This window comes from Streptomyces sp. SID13726, from assembly GCF_010548375.1.
Taxonomy (GTDB): domain Bacteria; phylum Actinomycetota; class Actinomycetes; order Streptomycetales; family Streptomycetaceae; genus Streptomyces.
Genome location: NZ_JAAGLY010000378.1, coordinates 1 through 461 on the forward strand (window position 1 = coordinate 1; position 461 = coordinate 461).

A 461-nucleotide genomic window follows, 5' to 3' on the forward strand; every position below is an offset into this window, starting at 1 on the left:
GCCGCGCTCCTTGACGGCGGCGACGACGGCGCTCATCGGCGCGGCGGCGGGGCCGCTCGCGTTGAACGGGACGAGGGGCTCGCGTGTCTCCCGGTCGCGCACGAGCTCGACCGCCCAGAAGAACCCGAGCCCGCGCACGTCGCCGACGCTCGGGTGCCGCGCGGCGATCTCGCGCAGCCGCGGCCCGATCACGTCGGCGCCGAGCGTGCGCACCCGCTCCAGGATCCGCTCGTCCTCGAACGTGCGGACCGACTCGACCCCGACGGCGCACGCGAGGGGGTGGCCGGAGTAGGTGAGCCCGCCGGGGAACACGCGGTCGTCGAACGTCCGCGCGACGTGCTCGCCGATCACGACGCCGCCGAGCGGCACGTAGCCCGAGTTCACGCCCTTGGCGAACGTCACGAGGTCCGGCACGACGCCCCACCGGTCCACCGCGAACCACTCGCCGACCCGCCCGAACC

The 461-nt window shown here is 75.5% G+C and carries 1 protein-coding gene; it reads right to left on the minus strand.

The genetic code is table 11. The features are described 5' to 3' along the window. A partial coding sequence (locus G3I78_RS48165; RefSeq protein ID WP_164436952.1) for an aminotransferase class III-fold pyridoxal phosphate-dependent enzyme occupies positions 1–461 on the minus strand: 461 nt, incomplete at both ends.